The organism is Atribacterota bacterium (assembly GCA_028703475.1).
In the GTDB taxonomy this organism is placed as follows: Bacteria; Atribacterota; Phoenicimicrobiia; order Phoenicimicrobiales; family Stramentimicrobiaceae; genus JAQVMU01.
In genome coordinates this window covers 1-22,699 of the sequence record JAQVMU010000020.1, presented here as the reverse complement: position 1 = coordinate 22,699, position 22,699 = coordinate 1, and the positions used below count along the sequence as shown (strand labels likewise).

General features: G+C 36.2%; 24 protein-coding genes and 1 riboswitch. Of the genes, 9 read left to right on the top strand and 15 right to left on the bottom strand.

Features of this window, described 5'->3' with window-relative positions; genetic code table 11:
* Positions 1-228 (top strand): hypothetical protein (locus PHQ99_03850; GenBank protein ID MDD4288705.1); only part of this gene is annotated, 228 nt, incomplete at its 5' end.
* A 49-nt stretch (positions 229-277) separates the two neighbouring features.
* On the opposite strand, the gene PHQ99_03845 is transcribed toward PHQ99_03850, so the two are convergent.
* The 3 genes from PHQ99_03845 to PHQ99_03835 all read right to left on the bottom strand — a co-directional run bounded on the left by PHQ99_03845 (position 278) and on the right by PHQ99_03835 (position 3,052).
* Positions 278-1,894 (bottom strand): DEAD/DEAH box helicase, encoded by a 1,617-nt coding sequence (locus tag PHQ99_03845; GenBank protein MDD4288704.1) that lies wholly within the window; start codon positions 1,892-1,894, stop codon positions 278-280.
* Between the two features lie 273 nt (positions 1,895-2,167).
* Positions 2,168-2,650 carry a DUF6530 family protein gene (locus tag PHQ99_03840; GenBank protein MDD4288703.1) on the bottom strand — a complete coding sequence of 161 codons (483 nt, stop codon included), beginning with the start codon at positions 2,648-2,650 and terminating at the stop codon, positions 2,168-2,170.
* Between the two features lie 159 nt (positions 2,651-2,809).
* Complete coding sequence (locus PHQ99_03835) at positions 2,810-3,052, bottom strand: hypothetical protein (GenBank protein MDD4288702.1); 243 nt, start codon at positions 3,050-3,052, stop codon at positions 2,810-2,812.
* Between the two features lie 255 nt (positions 3,053-3,307).
* On the opposite strand from PHQ99_03835, the gene PHQ99_03830 reads away from it, so the two are divergent.
* Genes PHQ99_03830 through PHQ99_03810 form a run of 5 tightly spaced genes read left to right on the top strand, consistent with a single transcriptional unit; the run spans position 3,308 to position 9,466 of the window.
* The gene (locus tag PHQ99_03830) at positions 3,308-3,910 is read left to right on the top strand and encodes a TetR/AcrR family transcriptional regulator (GenBank protein MDD4288701.1); all 603 of its coding nucleotides are present in this window, start codon (positions 3,308-3,310) and stop codon (positions 3,908-3,910) included.
* Positions 3,911-3,939: 29 nt separating this feature from the next.
* Positions 3,940-6,732, top strand: coding sequence for an MMPL family transporter (locus PHQ99_03825; protein ID MDD4288700.1), 2,793 nt, complete (start codon positions 3,940-3,942; stop codon positions 6,730-6,732).
* The gene (locus PHQ99_03820; protein MDD4288699.1) at positions 6,716-7,498 is read left to right on the top strand and encodes an outer membrane lipoprotein-sorting protein; all 783 of its coding nucleotides are present in this window, start codon (positions 6,716-6,718) and stop codon (positions 7,496-7,498) included. Before PHQ99_03825 ends, PHQ99_03820 begins: the two co-directional genes overlap by 17 nt.
* Before the next feature lie 24 nt (positions 7,499-7,522).
* A complete protein-coding gene (locus tag PHQ99_03815; protein MDD4288698.1) occupies positions 7,523-8,758 on the top strand; it encodes a hypothetical protein in 1,236 nt (411 codons plus the stop codon).
* Positions 8,759-8,815: 57 nt separating this feature from the next.
* Positions 8,816-9,466, top strand: coding sequence for a 4Fe-4S binding protein (locus tag PHQ99_03810; GenBank protein ID MDD4288697.1), 651 nt, complete (start codon positions 8,816-8,818; stop codon positions 9,464-9,466).
* A gap of 38 nt (positions 9,467-9,504) precedes the next feature.
* On the opposite strand, the gene PHQ99_03805 is transcribed toward PHQ99_03810, so the two are convergent.
* The 3 genes from PHQ99_03805 to PHQ99_03795 all read right to left on the bottom strand — a co-directional run bounded on the left by PHQ99_03805 (position 9,505) and on the right by PHQ99_03795 (position 11,121).
* A complete protein-coding gene (locus PHQ99_03805; protein MDD4288696.1) occupies positions 9,505-9,750 on the bottom strand; it encodes a DUF4342 domain-containing protein in 246 nt (81 codons plus the stop codon).
* Positions 9,751-9,899: 149 nt separating this feature from the next.
* Entirely contained in the window at positions 9,900-10,367 is a 468-nt protein-coding gene (locus PHQ99_03800) for a hypothetical protein (protein MDD4288695.1), read from the bottom strand.
* Entirely contained in the window at positions 10,357-11,121 is a 765-nt protein-coding gene (locus PHQ99_03795; protein ID MDD4288694.1) for a class I SAM-dependent methyltransferase, read from the bottom strand. The genes PHQ99_03800 and PHQ99_03795 overlap by 11 nt, the downstream gene beginning before the upstream one ends.
* A gap of 340 nt (positions 11,122-11,461) precedes the next feature.
* Here PHQ99_03795 and PHQ99_03790 point away from each other — a divergent pair, with 340 nt between their 5' ends.
* Complete coding sequence (locus PHQ99_03790) at positions 11,462-12,727, top strand: MFS transporter (GenBank protein ID MDD4288693.1); 1,266 nt, start codon at positions 11,462-11,464, stop codon at positions 12,725-12,727.
* Positions 12,728-12,767: 40 nt separating this feature from the next.
* Here PHQ99_03790 and PHQ99_03785 read toward each other — a convergent pair whose 3' ends face one another.
* A complete protein-coding gene (locus PHQ99_03785) occupies positions 12,768-13,619 on the bottom strand; it encodes a hypothetical protein (GenBank protein MDD4288692.1) in 852 nt (283 codons plus the stop codon).
* Positions 13,620-14,222: 603 nt separating this feature from the next.
* Positions 14,223-14,357: riboswitch (molybdenum cofactor riboswitch) on the top strand.
* A gap of 309 nt (positions 14,358-14,666) precedes the next feature.
* Between PHQ99_03785 and PHQ99_03780 the strand changes: the two genes are divergently transcribed.
* Together PHQ99_03780 and PHQ99_03775 are read left to right on the top strand one after the other, a co-directional pair.
* Positions 14,667-16,457 carry an NADH-dependent [FeFe] hydrogenase, group A6 gene (locus PHQ99_03780; protein ID MDD4288691.1) on the top strand — a complete coding sequence of 597 codons (1,791 nt, stop codon included), beginning with the start codon at positions 14,667-14,669 and terminating at the stop codon, positions 16,455-16,457.
* A 60-nt stretch (positions 16,458-16,517) separates the two neighbouring features.
* Complete coding sequence (locus PHQ99_03775) at positions 16,518-17,006, top strand: ECF transporter S component (GenBank protein MDD4288690.1); 489 nt, start codon at positions 16,518-16,520, stop codon at positions 17,004-17,006.
* A 28-nt stretch (positions 17,007-17,034) separates the two neighbouring features.
* On the opposite strand, the gene PHQ99_03770 is transcribed toward PHQ99_03775, so the two are convergent.
* From PHQ99_03770 to PHQ99_03735, 8 genes are all read right to left on the bottom strand, one after another.
* Positions 17,035-17,523, bottom strand: coding sequence for a hypothetical protein (locus PHQ99_03770; GenBank protein ID MDD4288689.1), 489 nt, complete (start codon positions 17,521-17,523; stop codon positions 17,035-17,037).
* Positions 17,524-17,664: 141 nt separating this feature from the next.
* Positions 17,665-18,450 carry a thioredoxin family protein gene (locus PHQ99_03765; GenBank protein ID MDD4288688.1) on the bottom strand — a complete coding sequence of 262 codons (786 nt, stop codon included), beginning with the start codon at positions 18,448-18,450 and terminating at the stop codon, positions 17,665-17,667.
* Between the two features lie 31 nt (positions 18,451-18,481).
* Complete coding sequence (gene arsB / locus PHQ99_03760) at positions 18,482-19,654, bottom strand: ACR3 family arsenite efflux transporter (protein ID MDD4288687.1); 1,173 nt, start codon at positions 19,652-19,654, stop codon at positions 18,482-18,484.
* Between the two features lie 21 nt (positions 19,655-19,675).
* Positions 19,676-20,377, bottom strand: coding sequence for a cytochrome c biogenesis protein CcdA (locus PHQ99_03755; protein MDD4288686.1), 702 nt, complete (start codon positions 20,375-20,377; stop codon positions 19,676-19,678).
* Positions 20,377-20,802, bottom strand: coding sequence for a thioredoxin family protein (locus PHQ99_03750; GenBank protein MDD4288685.1), 426 nt, complete (start codon positions 20,800-20,802; stop codon positions 20,377-20,379). Before PHQ99_03750 ends, PHQ99_03755 begins: the two co-directional genes overlap by 1 nt.
* 107 nt (positions 20,803-20,909) lie before the next feature.
* Entirely contained in the window at positions 20,910-21,344 is a 435-nt protein-coding gene (locus tag PHQ99_03745; protein ID MDD4288684.1) for a putative zinc-binding protein, read from the bottom strand.
* Between the two features lie 9 nt (positions 21,345-21,353).
* Positions 21,354-21,599 (bottom strand): thioredoxin family protein, encoded by a 246-nt coding sequence (locus PHQ99_03740; protein ID MDD4288683.1) that lies wholly within the window; start codon positions 21,597-21,599, stop codon positions 21,354-21,356.
* 26 nt (positions 21,600-21,625) lie between these two features.
* Positions 21,626-22,699, bottom strand: a 1,074-nt coding sequence (locus tag PHQ99_03735) for a permease (protein ID MDD4288682.1), incomplete at its 5' end; no start/stop codon positions are given.

Here is a 22,699-nt window from a genome sequence, read left to right as displayed (position 1 = left end):
GCTTTGGAAAAGCTGGGAAATCTTTCCAAAAAGAAATTCTTACCCTTTGTGACTATGGGTTTCCCATTTCCTGCGATGGGCGGAAAGAAAGCTATTGCCTTGATGAGCGATAAAGCAGGAGAGCTGGGTGCAATGGTCTTGCCGGGTAAAATTGTTCCCAAGCTTTTTCATGACTTTAAAAAATCATTTAAGGTAGAAGCAAAAGATATTGCAAATAATATTATCTGAGTTATACTCAGCATTTACCAAAAAAGATTAAATAAAATATAGGAGCCGGTTAAACCCTGGCTCCTTCTTTTTTCTGCTTTGTACGTGCCTTTACAATTAAAGCTCTTTTGTTCCCGGATTTTTTCTGAAAAATTCTCAATATGGTCTTAGCTTCTTTAAATGGTACATTTATAAAGGAAAATTCATTATATACATCTACCTGGTCAATAACAGATTTATTTACACCGGTATTTTCAAAGATAAATTTTACCAGTTTGGCAGGAGTGAGCTTGTCCTTTTTACCCATTGCCACAAAGAGCCTGGTTTTTCCTTCTAATTCTATCTTCCTGTTTCTGGAGGATACTTCCTGAATCTCATTGTACAAGCCAGGATTAAGCTTGTCATCAAAACTATAACTTAATATTTTAGCCAGTATTTCAGTATTGTTATTATCTTCCAGCAGCTTTTTTGCCCAGTTAAAATAGGTGGAATCTATCTGCTCATTTTCAATTGCAGCAATATCGTCATTTATCTTCCTGGTCTTGGCATTTATAATATCTTTTACATTGGGAACCTTATGCTTTTTGATATCTGTTTTTGCCTTTCGCTGAATAAACATAAGCTTATGGTTCTCACTGGGAGTGACAAAGGTAATAGCTGTTCCTTCTTTCCCTGCTCTTCCTGTCCTGCCAATCCTGTGCACATAGGATTCAGGATCATGTGGAAGAGAATAATTGATAACATGGGTCATATTATTGACATCTAACCCACGGGCTGCTACATCAGTTGCAATCAGGATATTAACATTTTTTTTCTTGAATCTGTTTAAAGTCTTTTCTCTCTGGCTTTGTGAGATATCTCCATGGATAAAATCTGCATCATAACCTCTCTCAATAAGATGATTGGTAACTTCATCTACATCGCTTTTGGTTCTGCAAAATACTAAACCGTAAAAATCCTCTTCAATATCAATAATTCTGCATAATGCTTCAAATTTATCCGAATGGCGAACTTCATAATAAATCTGTTCAGTAAGACTTACGGTGGGCTGTTGCTTCTCGATAGTAATAAATTCATACCCGGTCATATATTTCTTTGCCAGAGATTTTATCCTGGCAGGAATGGTAGCTGAAAATAGAAGAGTCCTCTTTTCGGGATTAGTATATTTCATTATTTCTTCTACATCCTCTATAAAACCCATATTCAGCATTTCATCGGCTTCATCAAGGATAAGATGATCTATGTCTCTTAAATTAAGTGTCTTTCTTTTAAGATGGTCAATAACTCTTCCCGGGGTGCCAACTACAATATGCACTCCTTTTTTAAGACGTCTAAGCTGTTGGTCTATTGATTGTCCCCCATAAACAGGAATAACCTGTAATCCTGTATTTCCTTTTAATGAATTTATTTCCTCTGCAACCTGAATAGCTAATTCCCTGGTAGGTGTAACAATCATAGCCTGTACATTTTTTTCTTTTGCATCAATCATTTCAATTAACGGCAGGCCAAAGGCTGCGGTTTTCCCGGTACCAGTCTGAGACTGAACAATAATATTGGTATTATTCCGCAACATAGCGGGTATTGTTAATGTTTGGATTGGTGTCGGTTCTTCAAATCCTTTCTTTGATACTGCTTCAACAACCTCATCTGAAAGGCCAAGTTTTTTAAATCTTTCGATATCTGTCATTTTTTCTCCTGATATTTATATATAAATTATAATTAATGTAATTGCTGATTTTACAACCGGGAATAGGGAATACGTCATTTTACATTCGAAGAACTAGCGGATTGGACAACCAATAAAGCAGTTCAGACACGGGCAAGCTTAATACATAAATAGAAGTATTCATTCAAGTGTTTTAAGCATTTTTCTAATAACCAGTTAAAAGCGAATACAATCAAATACGATTAATTATAACATGAATGTCAAGTATTATTATTAATAGTGTTATTGGTTAGTTTATATTTCCTTTATTTCCTTTAATAAATCATATAATACATTCAGCCTTTCACTGATTATCTCATCATCTTTATGCAAACAGTCATCAAACAAGTTTATATCTGTATCAATATGCTCATTATCTGTACAGACTGCTATATTCATGGCATCACCCTGCAGGCCGATCCTGTCCAGTACCGGATAGTTAGGGTAATCCTTCTCATTTTTGTGATATCTTTCCATGAATATTTTTCTTGTTTTGCAAATCAGAATTGCCAGGTCCAGCACCCTGTGTAAAGGCATTTCTTCTGATTGCCGGGACCATTTTTCCCCTGTATGCCGCCATATTTTAGCAGAAATTTCAAGATTTCCCCTGTCGTTCCATTGGGCAAGCCCCAGGGAAAGTCCTTTGGCATCGGATTTATTTGCCATCCTGCCATCAATTTTGTCATATTCTTCTGAGACAATAACCGGTTTATGTTTTAGTTCTGCAGGTATTTTCATAGTTTTTCCTCCAAAAATTTTAATAAAAACAATTAGTTATTTACTAATTTAGTATTTTACTGCATATTTTTAAAATTAGCAAGTATTTTCTTATTTTTAGAGAAAAGAAGAATTTGTTGAAGAATTTTATTAATATTGTAGATGTATGAGATTATTTTTTCATTTTATAAGAGATTTTTCCCAGCCAGGGCCATCAGAAACACCATCTCCTGAATTAGGTGCAGGGCCAGGGTTATTGCTTGTTTCAACTGACTCCCCGGGTGATTGTTCTGTATCCCCTTCATTTGCCGGAGGATTTATATCGTCACAACCGGAAATCAGAAGCATTAGTAAACAAAAAATAATAACTTGACTTATGCAGACTGCTAATATCTTTCCCTTCCTGGCTACCAAATTTCCCATTTTTATTCCCCCTGTTGTTATTATTTATTGTTCCTGATTATTTAAATATCACCATGATAATATTTATAATAATATTATACACTTAATTGTAAATAGCGGGAAATTTAGCATAAATTTTCAAATATTATTTTACCTCCAATTCTTTGTTATTTGTTCATAATTAAAAAACATTTGACATATAGTATATGATATGCTTAAAATAGAAAGAAAACTATTAAAACTATTATAGTTTTTTCATTTTTATTGAGGTGAGAAATGGCAAACAATCAGGAAGACTCTGTCAAGAAAAAAGTACTTTTAGCTGCAAGAAGACTATTCTTTGGTTTCGGTTATTCTAAAGTAACGATGGATGAATTGGCTTCTGAGCTCAATATGAGCAAAAGAACCCTCTATCAGTTTTATGAAAGTAAAAAAATATTATTAGAAGCTGTAATCTATGATTTTTTCCAGGAATTCCAGGAAGAAATAAACAAAATTACCTACAGCAAAAAGGAAGATGCGCTTGTTTCATTAAAACAAATCATTTCTTTAATACAGGCTCACATTACAAAATCCAGTATTCATGCCTTTGAAGATATTAAAAGAAATAATCCAAAAGCCTGGGAAACAATAATCAATCTCCGGGAAAAAATGTTTAATAATGAGATTAGAAAACTCCTTATACAGGCAAAAGAAGAAAAAACTGTCCGTGATGATATTGATATTGAAATAATTGTAATATTAATTCTTAATACAATTCAAGCTGTTATAAATCCTGAGACAATATCCAGGTTCCCCTATACAACTGAGGAAGTCATTGATATGTTATCCAAATTTGTCATTTCCGGAATTAAAAAACCTAAAAATAATATTCTTTAAACCTTATCCACTAAACAGGAGTAGATTATATGAAAAATCTTGCAACTTTTATCAGAAAATATTCAAAATTAATAATTATCTTTACAATTTTATTAAGCATATTAAGCATTTCTCAAATCAGAAACCTGGTGGTAGATGATGATATCACCGAGTACCTGGCTGAAGGTGATCCGGAAATAGAATTCTACGAGGAAATTTCAGAAAAGTTTGGCAGTAATAATGAGAACATCACCCTTATTGCCATAGAGTATAGTGATTTATTTGAATTAGAAAACCTGCAAAATTTTAAATATATTTCTGAACAGCTGGAAAAATCTGATTATATAGCTTCGGTAAATTCATTCTTAAACATGCCAAAGATTATTGCCACAGACTTCGGCATTGAAGTTAGAGAATTCGTAGAAGTTTTCCCGGAAACCCGGCAGGAAGCCCGGCAACTGGAACAAGATGCATATGAAGATGAACTAATCCGGGGCTCATACTTATCACCTGATGGCAAAGCAGCCCTGTTAATGGCTGAATCTGTGCCGGATATTAATGGAACTATACTGAAGAATGAAATTGAGGGCATTGTTCAGGAAAATATAGAAAATGCACTTAAAATTGAATATCACGGTTATCCAATTATGGACGCTCAGATTACTGAGATGGCTACTGATAATATGTCATTGGTAATAATCGCAGCTATTATAATTCTTGCTCTTTTGTATTATAGTTTTCGAAGCATTCAGGGAACAATCTTTCCAGCACTGGTTGCAATACTCTCTTCTCTTTTACTATTAGGAGCAATTGCTGCCTCCGGCAAAACAGTAACAATCATTATATCAGTAATTCCGGTAGTCATGCTCTCCCTGGTAACTGCATATGGCATTCATTTTATCAGCAGGTACTATGAAGAAAGACAACACTTTGCTCCTGAAAAGGCTATTGAAAAAGCGATAACTTATTCGGTTGTTCCTATTATGATGAGTGCTTTAACAACGATGGCCGGTTTTGCTTCCCTTGTAACTGCCATCATTATACCGATGACCGAATTTGGGATTTTTGCCACAATCGGTATTTTCGTAGCATTTCTGCTGGTAATTTTTTTTCTTGGGGCAATTTTTAATGTCTTTGCTCCCAAAAAAGTGCCGGAAAATTTCTCTCATCATTCGGAAGATCTAATAACCCGTTTTCTTAATTTTTTAGCAAATTCAATTGTCAGGAAAAAGGTTTTGATTATTAGTATCATTATAGTTGTTGTTATTGTTTCAGGATTCTATGTGACCCAGGTGAAACCAGACTCATCTATTGAGGCAAGATTGGGTTTGAACAATCCTATCACAAAAAGCATGGATTACTTCAAAGACAAGTTCGGGGGGGTTGACTTTCTATATGTATATACAGAGGCAGAAAATGTCAAACATCCTTATATATTAAGAAGTATCGATAAGATTCAAAACTATGCCAAAAGATTGCCCTCTCTTTCTCAGCCGGCTTCCATCAGTATTTTCTTAACACAACTCAATGAGGCAATGGAAAATAAAAAGATTATTCCTGCCAATCCGGCTAAAATAGATAATCTCTGGTTTTTTGCAGAGGGTAATGAATTTGTTGATTCCATGATTAAAGATGACGACCAAAGCACAGTACTGCAAGTGCGTTCAAGAGAAATGACTTCTCTTGTTGTAGAGCAATCCATCCAGAAAGTCGAACAATTTATCCAGCAGATACCAAAGACAGTCAAAAGGATTGACATAAGCCAGCTATCCCCTGAGGAGAAAGAACAGTACTATCCCTATATTGCAGAGGATATTATAACCTCCTGGCAGGCAAATGGAACAGAACTTGACCAGACACAGTCAGCAGAACTAAAAGAAGAGCTGATTAGAATTGCCGGACTTACTAATACGGAGTTTATACAGACCGATAAGGACTTCATTGAAGAAATAATCAGCTTATCTTCTTTAGAGCTGGAAGACTTTGGTATAACAGCTATTGAAATAGAACCTGTTATCTCCGGTTACCTGAAATCTAATCTGGATAGTGTAACATTTATAAACAGGATAACCAACCAGCTTGAAATCTCCGAATATGATGCCGGGTACCTGCAGGATGTTATTGACAGCTCTATTGCCATTGCCGGCGAGAGAGAAAAAATCCAGTATGCCCGGGAGCAGATAACTAATATATTCGATCTGCAGCTGACTCAGGATAATGCCAACTATCTGTGGTATCTGACTGACGATTATGTGTATGTACCTGATCAGGATGGTGATATTTCTTCTTCTTTTAGTTTGACAGGAATGCCGGTCATCACCAATCGTGTAAATGATAGTGTCTATCAGGGACAAATCAAAAGTATGCTGACTGCTTTTGTTGCGGTATTTATATTATTAGCTTTCCAGTTCAGTTCTATATGGATTGGACTTATTGCAATGATACCGATAATACTGACTATCCTCACCTCCTTTGGTATAATGGGAATAGCAAATATCTCTCTGAATATAGGCACTATGATGGTGGCAAGCGTAGCAATTGGAGCAGGTATTGACTATACTATTCATTTTATTAATCGTTATAAAGATGAATTAAAAAAGAATAATAGGATTGATGCAATGAAAAATACCATGATCGGAACCGGCCGTGCCATTGTTTTCAACTCTATATCTGTAGCTGCAGGGTTAATCGTATTATCCCTATCAAAGATTGAAATGATTTCAATTTTTGGAAAACTCATTTCCAGTGTAATGCTGATAAGCGTAGTATACACTTTACTGTTATTACCAATACTATTAAATAGTGTTAAATTTAAGGAGGAAAAAGATGTTAAACAAAAATAATATTTACTTTGTTATCTTGATTGTTATTGCCCTGTTTGGCAGCATCTCTTTAGCTGCCGGAGCCGTTCAGCTGACTGCTGATGAGATTATGGATAAAGTAAAAGAAAATCAGGCTGAGTACGAAAACAGCAAAACCCAGGCTGAGATGGTTTTAATCGACAGCGAGGGTAAAGAAGAAATAAGGGAAATCATCATGTTTGAACAGGAAGAAGCTGATGATAAGATTACCATGTTAATGCGTTTTCTCTCCCCCAAATCAGTAGAGGGAGTAACCTTATTGAGTATTGAAAATGGTGATAAGATATACCTTTTTATGCCCGCTTATCAGAAGCCAAGGAGAATAGCCGGCTCTTCCAAACAGGAAAACTTTATGGGAACCGATTTTTCCTATGAAGACCTGAGTATGGACTATCAGAATGACGACTATACTAAAGAGCTTTTAGAAGAAGACGACAGACAGTATATACTTGAGATACTGCCTGCTGATGAGGAGCTTTCCTACAGCAAGTTTATTCTCTATGTCAATAAAGCACAATTCTATGTTGAAAAAGTAGAGTTCTTTAACCTGGATGGACAGCATACCAAGACACTTGAGATAAAGGAAGTGAAGTTTGATGATGAGGGAAGATTTACTCCTATGAAAATGCAGATAACCAATCTGTCTGATAATCATCAGACCCGGATGAACATTATAGAGATTGAATATGATCTGGATTTGTCATCGAGCTTTTTCAGTATCCGTACCCTGCAGAAACCGGTCCTTTAGTTGATTAAGAAAGGAGAAATGATGATGAGATTAAAATATTCTCTTGGCATATTATTAATGATTGTTTTAATATTTGCTATTACCCGGGCTGGATTAGCATTTAATACATCACAAACATTAAAATATGAAACTTCCTATTTATTATCTACCCGGATGATAAATCATACTTTAACTTTGGACATTGATTATTTTCAAGAACTTACAGATGATGTTTATCTGGAAGGAGATTTAATAATTAGGACTACTAATAAACAATTCGGGAAGCCATTTGTAATATTTCCTAATGAGATTTATGTAAGTGCTTATAATATTATTGAAAATCTCGACCTCAAAGCAGGGAAGATAATAAATCGATGGGGGGCTGCCGATATTTTCAGCCCCCTGGATAATTTTAATCCTGCACCTCCGGAAATATCCTTAACCGGACAACAGAGCAGAATAGGTGCTTTTGGAATTAGCGCTACTTACTATCTGGGTAATTCCACTTATTTATATGGAGCTATCCTGCCCTGGCTGATGCCTACTCCCTATCCTGATGAATTTTTAAAAAGTGACTATTTATCAAGCTATGCTGCAGGACTGCCGGAACAGGGACTTGATATTAACCAGGTCACACTCAATCACCAGGAAGCAAAAAACATTGTATGGGGATTGCGACTGACTCATAGTTTCCCCACATTTGATGCAGGCATAAGCTATTATCGAGGAAATTACATGGATCCATTTCCAATGAACCTTTCTATTTCTCAGGATAGTAAGGCAGAATTTACAGTTGGCCATCCTACCAAACAGGTACTTGGCCTGGAAATCCAGGGTGAATTCCCGGGTATAGAAGGAGCTACCTTAAGGGGAGACCTGGCGTATATCATACCTGAGCACTGGTCGTTCCTGGGAGAAGATTTGTTGGATAACCCTTATTTTAAAGGTGTAATAAGTGCTGATTACACTACTGATTCAAACTGGTATTTTAATGGGGGATTTATCTACGGAATGCCATTTGAAGAAGGAGATGATTGTTCTCCTTATGCCTATCTTAATACCAAAAAAGAATTTGACGATAGTGATTTTACTCCGTTTTATGCAACTGTTCTAAGTCTGCAAGACATGAGCATGGTAAATGTTATTGGAGTAGATTACCGTTTAACAGAAAATGTGTCAGCATCAGTTAACTATTCTTTTTTACTGGGAGATGAACACTCCAAGCTAAACATGCTTGAGCGTTCCCAGGGAATTTACCTGTCATTGGAGTGGTTATTTTAACAATAATATAGTGATTTTTCTTAAATATTATCCTTGCAGTGGAAAGGTAAAATTAAAATGATAAAATTTTTTATTAATATATCGAGAATTGTATTTTTAGCAATTTTCATTCTGTTGATTTCAAAAGGTGCAATGGTAATGTGGCTGGCAATATTTGGAGTAACAATGATCCTGGCACTATTGCTGGGCAGAATTTTTTGTGGTTGGATATGCCCTATGAATACAGTAATGATACCCGCAGAATGGCTTTCAAAAAAACTGAATATTCAGGCAAAAGATACTCCGAACTGGCTGAAATCCAAATCACTTCCCTGGATAGTGTTACTGATAATGGTAATTACGACGATATTTGCAAAAAGAATGTTTGGTGTTCAAATACCGATACTGTTGTATCTGGTAATTTTTTCTATAATTGTTACTATAAGATACAAACCGGAAATATTCCATAATTATATCTGTCCTTTTGGACTTTTACAAAGCCTTACCGGAAGGTTTGCCCTGTTTACTGAAAGAGTTAATCATGATAAGTGCATCGGATGTAAATTGTGTGAAACGGTATGTCCCGCAGAGGCAGTAGTTGTTTCCAAGCAAACCAAAAAGGCAAATATTAATACTGAATTATGCCACCAATGTTTTAATTGTCAGCTAATATGCCCAAAAAATGCAATAAGTTATGGAAAGAAATCTGGTAGTAAGATTGATAAATAGTATCCATTCTCTCTCTTTTGAGAGAGAATGGTAGATTTTTATTTTTTTTCAACAATTACAGTACATTTAGTCACTAAAGCAGCAATCGCTCCAAGGGCAGCCAAGGCTGGAGCCAGTAACACGCCTACTGCTCCGGCAGTAAGGGGGAATTCAGCAATTGTTTCATCTTTCTCATTTTTTATTATTATCTTTCGGGCATTTCCTTCGCGGACTATTTCTTTAACTTTTTCAATTATTTTTTCTCCGGATACAGAAAAAGACTCTCTTTTGTTATTGTTTTCCATTACTCTAACCTCTCAAATATAATAAAATCCTGATAATAAAATAATTATACAAATCTATCTTATTTCTAATTTTACCATAGCTAATCTATTTGATCTTAAATCTATATTATATAGAAACAAGCACTTTATTTTTAAAATACAAGGCTAACTTAAATCTTGAAATGCTTTTCTTTTTCTTCCAGCAATATCAGGGTAATTTCTCTTATTTCTGCGGGCAACTGTTCGATTTGCCACTGGCGTTCAGCTTCAACTGGTTTCCCTGAATAAAAGACGGCTTTTCGGGCATATAATGCTGCACCTGCTGAATGGTCAGCCATATGAGCAGTTGCCACTGCATGGCCGATAGAACGCGCTATCGCTCTAACAACCGGGTCAGAAGATTGTCGGGCGAAAGAATGAGCAGCTACAGAAGCTTTTCTGGCATCACCAACAGAAGCTTTATTCTCTTTCCATTCTTGAGCAATTTCTAAAGCAGCAATTAACCTATTGTCAATATTATTACCAAGCAGAGGAATGACATGTTCTGAACATTTCCGTGCCCATTCGATTAAATTTCGGTGTTGCTCTTTAGTCAGCAAACCTCCACGATGAACAGCTATAAAACTTTTATCCCGCATGATAATTATCCTTACCCGCAAATATTTTCAGCTTATACTGTCTGTCTTCTAAAAGGTATTTATCATAGAGATGGTTCATCTGAATTTCGTCAGCTTTCAAATTATTTTCCTTTAATATCGTAAGCCAGTCATTATAGGAAAATAATCCCAGTGTGTGAACTTCATGATAAATATTCTGTTTGCTATTTTGGCGAATCAGATAAACTATAGTTGCTTCATAGGTTGTATCTGAAATAATATGATTATTCTCAAATACTGTTATGTGAATGCCTTTTTTTTCACCGGAATAGACAAAATTATTGTTTTGAAAATCTTCTTTGAGATGGGCAACAACAAGGAAGGCACCACCGGGTTTTAAATGACAAACCGCATTGTTGATAGCCTTTTTCAGATCTGAAATAGTAGTCATATACATAATTGAATCCGGAATAACCACTGCATCAAATTTACTGTTAAGATTAACTGTTCGCATGTCCTCATTGAGGTATTCCACTTCAGGATTTGTTTCTCTGGCTATCTTAAGCATTCCTTCGCTTATATCTATTCCGGTTACCTGAAAATGTTTTTTAAAATGATAATCATGCCCGCCGGCTCCGCAGCCTAAATGCAGCATCCTATGAGGATTTTTACTTTTATTATCCTTTAATATTCTTTTTAATATCCTGATATAAGATGCAGCTTCTTTCACGTAAGTTTCCGGGGGAGCCAGAATAGTATCAGTCCAGGCAAGTTGATTATAGGCCTTCCATCTCATTTTAACTACCTCTTTTGAGTTAAAGGAAAATTATATTATTGTATCCAGTTTATCCATTTATAATTAACTTAATTTAATTTTATAATTTTTGAAAATCAGGTTTTTATTATTATACTATAAATAACCTCTATTTTTCCTGCCAAAGACAAAAGAATCAAGTTTGGATTTATTTATATTATTTTTATAACTGATAATGAATTGACTTACCAAAATAAAAGCATTATTCTATTGTTGTTGCTCCCTGAAAAATAATTAGTCTTTTAAGAGAATTTAATTCTATAGAGTTATTTTTACATTTAATGTTATATAAATACAATTAAATATTTGATCTGTGATACTGATGAAAAAAAATCAACAAAATAAAAAAACTAGCTTCAATTGGTATATACTTTTTATTGTTACCCTGACTTCAGTGGTAGCGGGTATTTACCGTGACGGATTTGCTGCTTTATTTCCATTTTTACAAACAGATTTCGGCTTAACAAGGACACAATTAGGAATGCATTCCACCCTTTTTTATTCTACTTCCGCAATAGTTGCAATTTATACCGGTCGCTTGGTTGATATAAAAGGTACTAAGTGGGGTTTAGTCTTTGGCAGTGTATTTATGGGAGTATTTTATATTTTACATTCCTTCGCTCCGAGTTTTATTGTAATATTGCTTCTGGCTGCTTTTACAGGTCTTACGGTAAGCTTAAACCTGCCAACGGTTAGTAAGGCTGTTACCGAATGGTTTCCATACCAATACAGGAGTACTGCTCTGGGAATACAAAGTATGGGGTTCCCTGCAGGAGGATTAATTGGAGCCATCCTCCTTCCATATTTAGGCAATCTCTTTGGCTGGCGAAAAGCAATTATCTTTCCAGGAATAATTGCCCTGTTGTATGCATTTTTTGTTTCACGTATTTACACAGAAAAAAAGGGTGTAGCTAATAATAATAAAAAATCTAAACAAACCGTTAATAATACAAATTTCTGGAATTGTTTTCACCAATTAATAGTTAACAGGGAATTGTTAATAATTTCATTATTTGGCTTTTTCTTAGGTTCAACCAGTAGTGTAATAACTGCTCATTTTACCCTTTTTTTATTTTTAGATTATAATCTGCCAAAAACAATTGCCGGCCTGGGTTTTGCAATTGTTCAGTTTGGCAGTATTTTCGGAAGGGCGATATGGGGATTTTTATGTGACGGGCTTTTAAAAACTAATAAAAGAAAAACCTTCTTCTATATGGGGATATTGTTTTCATTTATAGCTGTAGTTTTAAGTCTTTTTTTGCATACCCTTAATCCTTCAATATTTACATTATTCTTATTTGCTTTTTTAATCGGTTTTTCCGGATATGGCTGGCCAGGTCTTTATAATGCAGCTATTACAGAAACTGTGCCTGAAGAAAATGTTGGCATAGCAATTGGTTTTGCCTCTCTCTTTATGCGATCAGGAATGATGCTGGCACCTCCTGTTTTTGGCTATATTGCAGACTTAAACGGGTCATACAATTTAAGTTGGTTTATCTGGGGCATGTTACTCCTTCTGGCTGCAACAAGCCAATATTTGCTCTCAAGAAAAAGTATAATTAGTAAGAATAATTTACCATTACTATAACCCTTTTTGTTATTCAAAAAGTTTACTTTATTCTTTCACATCAGATTTTTTTAAAGTATTTGCCTGACTTATAACAGCAACCTACATGTCTGGAACAGGCCTTTACTCCTCTTTCACATTCTTTTGTACTTTCAGGCATCCCACTTAATTTTTGTTCAGATGCCCAACCAATAGTTTTTATTAATGCCTCTAATGAATTATTATCTCCACTGGCTACCATTGTTGTGCTGCCTTCAGCTCCGTTTATCCCACCTCGACCAATAACAACAGGATCAATCCCGAATAATATCCTGATTGCTTCAATTTCACTGATTATATCCCCAATTAATGGGACAAGACCTATTGAGGCACCCATTGACCATTTTGAAGAATTTCGACCGGCACATCCAATAGCATCTCTTGCTGAACCAGGAATCAGCTTTTCAATTCCAGCTGCAATTATTATTTTACAGCCCTCTGTATACATTGTAGTAAAAAGGTTAATTCTTTCTCCCAGCCCGAATGTCCCTGCCATCAGAAAAGCATCTCCAAAAACATCATAGCCGTTTGCGCCTGTAACTATTACATCCGAGCTACCGAGTTTAGCCAACAACGGTTCTGCTTCCTGATTTTCTATATCATAATATTTACCATCGTTTATAAGTAAAGTATGCGCAACTTCTCCTTTTTTCTCATAAGCAGTAACAGTTCCTCTGGGTGTTATTCTACCTGATAACCTGATGGGTTTCCCTGTCAGTATCTCTGTCAAAGCGGATACTGTTGTTCCTCCGAACAAAATTATTTTCCCTTTTTCTTTTGCAGTTTTTATACATTCTAATTCGCTTATTGCCCTGGCTATTAGCCATTTACCTGCATTTACAGTTAATGTAAATTGAATTTGATTATTATTCATTTTATAATTCTCCCTTTATGTCTTTGTATCAATATTAATAATATTGTAATTATTTTTATTTAAAATCATATGACATTATATATTAAATAATTAAAGCAAGTGCTTCCGATCCCGGTCGTTTGTTTTTGTAGCTTGTGTAAAAACCATTCTGTAATCCCTTTATTAGTAGCAGAATGAGTAATGCTCATTCTAATCCCTATATTACAGCTATAATAAATAATGTGTAAAAAGTGAGAGCAATAGATGTCTATGGCAGCTGAAGACAGGGATACAAACAATAGCATATTCCAATTAAAATACTCTTTGTTCCTATTTCTATTATTTATATACATATTTATACTCAATTATTATCTGAACCCGGAAGCTGTATTAAGATTTATCAGCAGTAAGGCAGATTTTTTAACTGTATCTGGACGATAGATATATCATACATTATTACATGTTTTTTGTTAAGGCTTAAATTAATAAATACCGTTTCCTCCTATGTCTCCTTTCAGACCTTGTAGAATTTGTGTTAGGTTATTGAGCAAGTTTTATAATTTTCCACTTAAATAACTTGATTTGTTCTTATCCTTATGATATATTGTCAAATTAGTAAAAATAAAAAGATTATCTCTTCGAGTTGTGTTACCTAAAGAGCAATCCATGGCAAACAACCGGCAGATATTTATATCTCAAGGGTATGGTAAGAAATTTCCATGCCTCCCATGTTTGGAAAGGAGGGAGTATGAATATTTATTTCTATATTAATTACATTTCTTCTGGCAACCTGCCCACTTTGCTCTTATTAAATTTAATCTTTTATTCCTATTTCTATCTAAAACAGTATTTTATGAACAATACAAGGGTAACCAAATCGATTGAAATTTAATTATTTTCATTAGTAAAATTATTTTTTAATTTTTAGATAGTTAGGTCAAATTGGAAGCCAATTAAACAATCAATAAAAGTTTTATGAAATATATCAATAAAAAAATATCTACAATATTGCTTTAAAAAATAACCAAATAGAAAAGTATTAAAAGAATACCGAATAAGGAGATAGATATGCAAATAAAAATAGAAATAAACAACATACCAGTGGAAGTAGAAAAAGGAACTACTATCCTGAATGCAGCAAAAGAAATTGGAATTAAGATTCCTACTCTTTGTTACTTAGATGGCCTGCAAAACCCCGGCTCATGTCGCTTATGTGTGGTAGAAGTAGAAGGGGCTGCTACTTTGCTCCCCGCTTGCATAACCGAAGCTACCGAAGGAATGAAAATTAAAACTAACAGTAAAAGAGTAAGAAGTGCTAGAAAAGTCTTATTAGAACTAATTTTGAGCTCTCATCCCTGGGAATGCAATACCTGTGATAGAAACCAGGACTGTGAATTACAGACCTTAGCAGAGGAATACGGCATAAGGGAAGTTAGATTTCAAGCTGATATAGTAAAACTTCCCCTGGATACCAGCACCCCGGGTATTGTCAGAGATCCGAACAAATGTATCTTATGCCGCCGCTGTGTAGTTGCCTGTCAGGAAGTGCAAAAAGTATCAACTTTAGGTCCCCGTTACCGCGGATTTGATACGATTATCGGTCCTGGAATGGTTGATATGCTAAATGATGCCGTGTGCGTGCAATGTGGGCAATGTGCTGCTGTCTGCCCGGTTGGTGCGATCAGCGAATGTGATGATACCGAAAAAGTCTGGGAAGTCTTAGAAGATCCAACGAAATTTGTGGTAGTTCAAACTGCCCCGGCTATCCGTGCCGCCTTAGGCGAATGTTTCAACATGCCCCCTGGCACCCTGGTCAAAGGGCGTATGGTTACTGCTTTACGCAGACTGGGCTTTGACCAGGTATTTGATACCAACTTTGCCGCTGATCTTACTATAATAGAAGAAGGCCATGAACTATTGACTCGTTTAAAGAAAAAATTAGTCGATAATGATGAAGATACTAAACTGCCCATGTTTACCTCCTGTTCTCCGGGCTGGATTAACTACATGGAGCATTTTTATCCTGAACTGAGGGATAATGTTTCTACCTGTAAATCGCCACAGCAGATGTTTGGAGCTGTTGCTAAGACTTATTTCGCTGATAAAATAGGCAAGAAAAAAGAAGATATGGTAGTAGTATCTATTATGCCCTGCACTGCCAAAAAGTTTGAATGCAGCCGGGATGAAATGACCGACAGTGGAACCCGGGATGTGGATTATGTTTTGACTACAAGGGAATTAGGAAAGATGGTTAAACAGGCAGGCATTGATTTTGCAAACTTACCGGATGGTGAAATGGATGCACCACTGGGTATCTCAACCGGTGCTGCAGATATCTTTGCCAATACCGGAGGAGTCATGGAAGCAGCCCTGCGAACAGCCTACGAAGTTGTAACCGGAAAAAATTTGCCTTTTGACAAACTGCATGTGACCCCGGTCCAGGGATTAGAGGGAGTCAAAGAAGCCCAGCTAACCATAAAAGGCGCATTACCGGAATGGAAGTTCTTAGAAGGGGTAACACTAAAGGTGGCTGTCGCCCACGGACTTGGCAATGCTAATAAGGTAATAGAATCCATCTTAAAAGGTGAAAAGGAATATCATTTTATTGAAATCATGACCTGTCCGGGTGGCTGTATCGGAGGAGGAGGCCAGCCACGGCTGACTACCGATGAAGTAAGAAAAGCCAGGATTCAGGCAATCTATAAAGAAGACGAAGGGCGGGAATTAAGAAAATCCCATGAAAACCCTGCTATCAAACAAATTTATGATGAATTTTTAGGGAAACCTCTGGGAGAAAAATCTCATCATCTTCTTCATACAAAATATTTTGATAAGAAAAGTAAGAAGGCAAAAGTATAAAACAGTAAATTAAATTTTTTTACTAACAAAAAAGACAATTTAATGAAAGAGAGATAAAAAATGCAGCAAACTCGCATAAGATGGATATCAAGAACCGCCATTTTACTGGCTATTGCCCTGGTATTTCAAATGGGTGGATTCCCCCAATTCATAACCGGACCTTTAGTAAACACAGTACTTTACCTGGCAACAATGATAGTCGGATGGCAGGGAGGAATATTGATTGGGATTTTTACACCGGTTATTGCCGCTATGCGGGGGATTTTACCGCCCCCGCTGGCACCTTTAATTCCCTTTATTGCCCTGGGCAATGCAATACTGGTAATTTTATTTTTTTGGCTAAAATCAAAAAATAAAATTTTTGGTATTATCATTGCCTCTTTAGTTAAATTCCTGGTATTGGTAAGTGCAGTAAGATTATTGGTACAGGTTCCGCCTGCGATTGCTCAAATGATGAGTTTTCCCCAGTTAGTCACTGCTTTGGCCGGTGGATTTTTTGCCCTTATAATAATAAATATTTTCAAAAGGGCTAAGATTAATATTAGGTAAAGGAAAGTAAACAAAATTATGAATAGAATTAATTTTTTCCAAAAATTGAAGCTATCCAAATACCTGCATAATGTGTCAAAAGTATAACTACTATGGCAACTGCCAGGTGTTCCAGAACTACATTCCATGCTTTTGAATTTTGCTTACGAGATAATAAATAACTCAGAATTGAAAGCAAAGAAAGCCCTATTATTACACTAACAATTACTGCTGCTGGAAGGTCAAAATATAATATAGGTAGAACAAATAAAGACGCAAAAATAAATTTAGCTAAAAAAGTGAAAATTGTTGATTGCCATATTTCTCTATCTGTATGTTTCCCCTCTGATTCTTCCGAGATATGAATTCCTAAGGCATCTGAGAAGGAGTCTGCTATCGCTATGGTTAGTATTCCACCGATAACTGTAACCTTGGACTGTGTCCCAGAGCTCAATCCAACTATAAGCCCTAATGTGGTAATAATACCTGAGGTAATTCCAAAAGAAAAACCGACTTCAAATGAATGTTTATTTATCATACAATGCCTCCCTAAAATTCATAGCTTGAAAAATGATGATTTAATACATAGATCAAAATTAGCATTATTAGATTTTTGTTAATCAGCTTTTTCATTCGCCACCTTTTACTATCTCTGCATTTTAATGATACACTATTTTTTTCAGTCTACAAAAATTGATTGCCATATAACCTTTTTTTCATGGTATTCTGACTGAACAAAAATAACTCCATCAAGATTGTCTCCTTCCCAGTCCAGTCCTTCCATGCTGATAGTAAAATCCATTTCCTGTCCAGGAGCCAGAGAGCTAATGGTTACTTTTTCATCTTCAAAGATATCCACGACTGAATAACGGAATCCTGTCTTTTCTCTATCAGTAAAGGCCATACCGTTTATTACCAGATTGGTTAATGTACTGTCTCCAATATTTATTACTTTCCCACTGAATGTGGAATTAGCAGAATTGGTATTTCTTGTTGTCTCTAATTCAACCATTGGCTGTTGATTTAATAGAACTTCGATTTTCTCTTTAATCATTTCATAATCAGTTAAACCATGTATTCTGTCATCAAGTCCATTAAATAAAGTATTAGGAACTCCCCGCTCCGAGTACTCGGGAAAATACCATCTATACCTGTTAGATATTTCAGGAGTGCTATACAATCCCCAGGATGGGTTTTCTACAAGTATAAACTTCTCTCTACTATATTCCTCAACTAATTGTTCTAAAATAGGTTCTACCACCGCACAGGCGGGACATCCGTCTGCAATATAAAGTTCAACCAGCACAGCTTGCTGGGTTCTGTTTTCACTTCTTCCTTCTTTGAATATTATATTATTAAATCCAATTACAAAAAACATAATTAAAAATAATATTGAAAAAATAAAAAATATTTTTTCCTTCCTATTTTGCATAAAAAAAAGTTTAAATCTGTTATTTTTTTTCACTAATATTGACCTCTTTTTAAAAAATATTATTTTATCTTTTTGCAAACAACCCCTGGGTTTTCTTGCATACCGATACCAGCATCAACATCACCGGGACTTCAATTAATACTCCTACCACAGTAGCCAGGGCAGCACCGGAAGCCAAGCCAAAGATCATGGTAGCAGTAGCTATGGCTACCTCAAAATGATTACTTGCTCCAATCAAAGCAGAAGGAGCAGCATCTTCATAATTAAGTTTCAGTAATTTTGCCAGACCGTAAGTCAGGAAAAAGATAAGATTGGTCTGGATAAAGAGAGGAATGGCAATCCATAGTATGGTTAAAGGGTTACTTACAATCACATCTCCTTTAAAGGAAAAGAGCAACAATAAAGTAAATAATAGAGCTACAATAGATACCGGGGTAAGCATGTGCAGGAATTTTTCCTTAAACCATTGTTCTCCTTTGGTATTTATAATCCACTTACGTGAAAAATAACCGGCCACAAGAGGCAAGGCAACATAGATACTGATAGAAAGCAAAAGTGTCTGCCAGGGAACCGGCATCTTTCCTACTCCAAGAAGGAAACCGCCTAATGGACCATATAAAAATAACATGGAAAGAGAGTTGATGGCTACCATTACTAAGGTATGCCCGTCATTCCCTTTAGCCAAATAACCCCATAGTAATACCATGGCAGTACAGGGGGCAATTCCCAGGAGAATACATCCGGCAAGATAACTCCTCCATAAGGGGATTTCCAGCATTTTTACACCCTCGTGAAACACCACTGTTCCAGCCCCATGGACTGAACCCACAGCCCAATCAACTCCAGGCTGGAGCTTAACCAGGTCAATTGTATCCACTCCTATTAGATTTTTAAACACTATCCCTAAAAAGAAATAGGCAATCAGATACATAGTAAAAGGCTTGACCGCCCAATTGGCAAACAAAGTCAGCCCTACCGGTTTGGGAGATTTTCCCGCCCTTAACACTTCGGCAAAATCAATCTTTACCATGATGGGATACATCATAAAAAACAGGCAAATGGCAATAGGGATGGATATCACCGGCGCACCATTTACGTAAATTGCTAAACTATCCAGAAACTTGGCTGCACCGGGAGCGACTTTCCCAAAAATAATGCCTGCTATAATACATAGCAATACCCATATGGTTAAATATTTTTCAAATATATTTAATCCACCTTGGTTTTCTTTGGTCATATTAAATCTCCTTTCTAACCGTTATACTGTCCAGATCAAATAAATGCCACCTAAAATAACCAATAACCCACATATTTTTTTTACTATGAGCATCCCATTAGAATCCTTATTCCAATTAAGATATCTTTGAATAACTTCGGTAAAAGTACCGGCAAATATAATCACTGAACAATGCCCAATACCGTAAAATAGAAGTAATAAAAATGCAAACAGGAACTGGGTTGCCGATACGGTAAAGACAATTCCCAGCATAGGTGCCATATAGGCAAAGGTACATGGACCAAGGGCTACTCCAAAGATCAGCCCTAAAATAAAAGCAGCCAATATCCCCTTTTTTCGGAATACAGGCTGATTGGTCTTCCCAATAAAAGGTATTTCAATAATTTCCAATAAATGAAGTCCTATCACAAAAAAGATTAAGGCTACAAAATAATTCCCGTAAACACCAACATCTCCCAGCATACGACCCATTAAACCGGTTATTAGACCAATAACGCCAATAGTTATCAATATCCCCACAGAAAAGGAAGTTGACAGCCAAAAAGCCTTTTTGGTAGTCATTCTACCCTGTTCCCCTATGAAACCTACAATCAGAGGGATACTGGCTAAATGACAGGGACTAAGCAATATACTTAAAACTCCCCAGATCAGGGAAGCACCCAAAGCAAAAAGATAGCTTGATTGTATTAATGTGTTTAGCCATTCAAAGATTGCTACAGACATTATTTTACTCCCTGTTGCTGTAATACTTTAATCACTTCTTCTTTAGGGAAAAATCCGAGATGACGGAAATATTCATTACCGTCTTTGTCCAGAAAAACCTGAGTGGGTATTGCTCTGACACCGAATTCTTTAATATAGGGATTGCCAGCAGGGGTCTTTACATCATGGAATATTACTTCTACCTGTCCCTGGTATTCCTTTTCAATTTCTTCCAGAATAGGCTGCATTTTGTCACAGGGGATACAACCCTTGGATCCCAGCTCTACAAATGTCGCTTTTATTTCACTATCTGATAAAATCTCGTCTGCCTGGCTTATCTCTTTGGTTTCACTCGCAGGATTATTAAATGCTGTTTTTAACCCAAATATTGCCAGCACAGTTAAAACTAATGATAAAATTATATAAATCGATTTTTTACTTTTCATACATTAACCTCTCTTGGCTATATTGATTATGCATTTATACTATGAACTTTACCGCGATGATACTTGCTCATATCTTTCCTTTTCTTTTCTAATTATCCTTATTTAATTTAACAGGAACCACAGGAACATCCAGTATTTTTATTATTTTCTTGTTCTTTTTTTGGTTGTGTTCTAGATACAATGCCATGTTTTATCTGTTCACTGACTACATTAATGATTTCTTCACTTACCGAAGTTTTGCCTTTTTCCAAATACATGTCAGTTAATATATAAGTCTCAGTAGGTTTTACGCCAATATTCTCCAGAGTTTTTCTGGCACAAGCGACCGAACATCCATCTAATGTAATATTCTCATCTGCACCCTTAGCCGATGCTATTGTTCCGGATATACCGGCACTGATTGAAGCCAGACAGGTCATCTTGCCATATCCGTCCCTGGTTAACTTCCTGGCAACCTGATCGGCTATTTCCCCCACATCGGCACAACCGGAACAGGAATAAATCAGCCTTGTTTTCGTATTATTACAACCACATTCTCCCATTTTAATCTCCTATTGATTAGTTTTTTCTTTAATCCAAGTCATAATTTCCTGTTTAGCGGGAATCTTGCCTGCCACTTTTACTTCTCCGTCAATCACCAGGGCAGGAGTCATCATCACGCCATATTCGGTAATCTTATCCAGCTCTTCGACTTTGATAATCTCTGCATCAATCCCCAGCTCTTCAACTGCCATTTGGGCATTCTGAGTCGTTTTTTTGCATTTGGGACATCCCATCCCTAAAATTTCAATCTTCATAATTTTACTCCTTTATCTTTATAAATTTATTGAATTATATTTCCATAGACCATGCCACTTATCGTGGCCATAATAACAACTAAAGTAACATAAACAATGGTTTTCTTTGTGCCAACTACACTGCGGATAACCAGCATATTAGGTAGGCTTAATGCCGGCCCGGCAAGTAATAATGCCAGTGCTGGCCCCTGTCCCATACCTGAACCGATAAGGCCTTGCAGTATCGGTATCTCAGTAAGAGTGGCAAAATACATAAAAGCTCCGACAAGAGAGGCAAAGAAGTTTGCACTAAGTGAATTGCCCCCTACCAATGATGCCACAAAACGGGAAGGAATCAATCCCTCCTCTCCCGGCCTGCCCAGTAACAATCCGGCAAAAAAGATGCCCAGGAAAAGTAATGGTATAATTTGCTGGGTAAAGCTCCAGGACGATTCCACCCATGGTATAATCTCCTGTTTTTGAAACCAGTTAATCAGGATATAGATGAATAGGAGAGCAAAGGCAATCGCCAGATACCACTTATATTGAAAAATCAAAGCCCACAGACTTTGATCTCCTGCCTGAGGCCTTGCCCAATTGGCAAAGACCATAAAGCCAATCATGGATACAAAATAGAGAATATTCTGCAAACCTGTTCTGCCATCAGCTTGATCATTACCAGTACCCAATTGCAATTCTCCATTGGCTTGTCTTTCTTTCTCCTCAGAAAGAAAGACAAAATGCATGCACAATCCGATAATCACACTGAATATTACTGCACCTATAGCTCTTGCCAGTCCTATCTGCCAGCCTAATACCCTGGCAGTCATGATAATAGCCAGTACATTTACGGCAGGACCTGAGTAAAGAAAAGCCATTGCCGGTCCCAATCCGGCTCCTTTTTTATAGATACCTGAAAATAGTGGTAGTACTGTGCAGGAGCATACGGTTAATATTGAACCCGAAAGAGATGCGACAAAATAAGCTAAAACTTTATTGGTTTTGGCACCTAAATATTTTAAAACTGCATTCTTATCCAGAAACTGATAAATAGCTCCGGCAATCAGAAATGCCGGAATCAAACTAAAAATAACATGCTCCCTGGCATACATATTCAACAT